This is a genomic window from Anaerolineae bacterium (genome assembly GCA_014360855.1).
In the GTDB taxonomy this organism is placed as follows: domain Bacteria; phylum Chloroflexota; class Anaerolineae; order JACIWP01; family JACIWP01; genus JACIWP01.
The window spans coordinates 1-2,342 of sequence record JACIWP010000374.1 but is presented as its reverse complement, the minus strand read 5'-3'; the positions used below and the strand labels follow the sequence as shown (position 1 = coordinate 2,342).

Annotated in this window: 3 protein-coding genes; all 3 read left to right on the top strand. The window is 60.1% G+C overall.

Annotation, left to right across the window (positions count from 1 at the left end):
* On the top strand, positions 1-700 hold a 700-nt coding region (locus H5T60_14145), incomplete at its 5' end, for an HAD family hydrolase (GenBank protein ID MBC7243574.1).
* Positions 701-722: 22 nt separating this feature from the next.
* Positions 723-1,697, top strand: a complete 975-nt coding sequence (locus H5T60_14140) for a sugar ABC transporter permease (protein MBC7243573.1) — start codon at positions 723-725, stop codon at positions 1,695-1,697.
* 24 nt (positions 1,698-1,721) lie between these two features.
* A partial coding sequence (locus tag H5T60_14135; GenBank protein MBC7243572.1) for a carbohydrate ABC transporter permease occupies positions 1,722-2,342 on the top strand: 621 nt, incomplete at its 3' end.

The following is a 2,342-nucleotide window of genomic DNA, read 5'->3' as shown; positions in this document are numbered from 1 at the left end:
CCTGATCGCCTTCGACAAGGATGGGACACTGGTTGACCTGCACAGTCAGTGGGTCCCATGGACGATGCATTTGCTGGAGAGGCTGGAGGAGCAGATGCCCGGGCACCATGCGCTGGTGGAGCATGTTGCCGCCAGCCTGGGGTTCGACATGCGGGAGAGGCGCATCCTGCCCGACAGCCCACTGGCCACAGCCAGCCGGCGGGAACTGTTCGTGGTCATCGCCACGGCCCTGTATCAGCGCGGCATCCCCTGGGTCACAGCCTGGGATGTCAGCCATACGCTGGAAGAGGGATTTGAAGAGCGGCAGTGGGTGCGGCCGCGTGGCGACGTGCGGGGACTGCTGGAGCGTCTGCGTCGCAAAGGGATTCACACGGCCGTCGTGACCACTGACCGGCGCGCCAATACCCAGGCAGTGCTGGCATCCTTGGGCGTCGAGGAATTGGTGGATTATCTGGTATGCGCGGATGATGGCTTTGCGATCAAGCCGGCGCCGGACATGCTGGTGGAGGCCATGCGCTGTGCCGGCGTCCGCCCAGAAGAGACGGTCATGGTAGGAGATACCATGTACGATATGCTGATGGCGGAGCGGGCCGGCGTACGGGCGCGCATAGGCATCGTCAACGGCGGCGGCTCCGAGGAGATGCTCCGCCAGTACACCATGGCCATCATCCGGTCCTTGGACGAAGTCGAAGTGTGCTAGCATTTCCCGAAGGAGGGGAAACATGGCCCCAGGGAACGGCGATTCCAATCCAGCGGTGGGCGTGGTCAGGCCGAGCATCGCTGTGCGTCTGTGGTATTGGGTTCGTTCTCAGCGCCTGCAAGAGGTGCTCACGGGTTTCGCGTTTGTCGCGCCGGCGTTCCTCTCGCTCGGTGTCTGGTGGTGGTATCCCCTGTTCTACTCCCTTTATCTCAGCTTTATGGAATGGGACTTCATCCGCCCGGTCAAGAAGTTCGTCGGGCTGGCCAATTACACGAAGATGTTCTCCCATGCCGAATTTGGCAGGGTGCTATGGAACACGACCTACTTCAGTGTGGCGACGACCGTGCTGAGCTTGTTCGGGGGGCTGGTGCTGGCGCTGATCCTGTACCAGAAAATACGCGGCACCAGTTTCTACCGCGCCCTGATCTTCTCCCCCTGGGTGACCCCGACGGTGGCCGCCGCGCTGGTCTGGCTGTGGATTTACAACCGCGACATGGGCATTCTCAACAATGTATTATCCCTGTTCGGGGTGCCGCGCATTGACTGGATCGGCAGTGGGCGGGGGGCGCTACGGCTGTGGGCGATGCCGTCCCTTATCATTTTCACCGTTTGGAAGACCATGGGGTACAACATGGTCTACTTCATGGCCGGCCTCACCACCATCCCATCCGAGTTGTATGAAGCGGCGGAGATTGACGGCGCCGGCACATGGGACAAACTGCGTCATATTACCCTGCCCCTGCTTTCTCCCATGACCTTCTTCTTGCTGGTGATTTCGCTCATCACCACCTTCAACGCCTTTGACCAAATCCGTGTCATGACGCGCGGTGGTCCGGGGGACGCCACCCGCACGATGGTCTATTACATGTATCAGAACGGGTTCGAATCCTTCAAGGTCGGCTACGGCTCGGCAGTGGCAGTGGTGATATTTATCATTCTCTTCACGCTGACCATCCTGCAGTTCCGCCTGGCACGCAAGTGGGTGCATTACGCCTGACCATTAGGGAGCGAGGGATATTCCATGACGACGGAGACCGCAGTTACCGCTGTCAGTTACAAAAAGGGGTTGGACAGGCTGAAACATCTCGCCGGCCGGGCCGTGATGCATCTGGTGCTGATCATCTCTTCGATCTTGGTGGCGTTCCCGTTCATCTGGATGGTGACGCGCTCGCTGATGACGGCGGAGGAGCTGAAGCGCTCGCGCTTCACGCTGATTCCCAGCACCATCCAGTGGAGCAATTACCTGGAGTTTTGGCATGCGGAACCGCTGTTCCCGCGCTATTTCCTGAACAGCGCCATCATGGCGTTTGGTGTGCTCATCCTTCAGCTTATTGTGGCGATGTTGGCGGCGTATGCCTTTACCTTCGTCAACTTCCCGGGGCGCAACGTGCTCTTCTTCGTGGCGATTTCGACATTGATGATCCCGGTGGTCATCACCTACATCCCCAGTTATATCATCCTGTCCAGCATGCCGATGTGGCTGAGGGTGTGCTGGTCCATCCTGCTGGGGATCGCCGGCATGGTGGCCATCTGGCTCATCCTGCGCTTCCTCGACACGATTTTCAGCGGACTGGCCGGCCGGGAGCGGCCGTGGGTTGCTGTCCTCTGGCGCGTCGTGCTGGTGGTCGGTGTCGGGGCAGTG

What these genes read in the sequence shown, in the direction of transcription:
- H5T60_14140 (MBC7243573.1), top strand. Translation starts at nt 723, where the DNA reads ATGGCCCCAGGGAACGGCGATTCCAATCCAGCGGTGGGCGTGGTCAGG.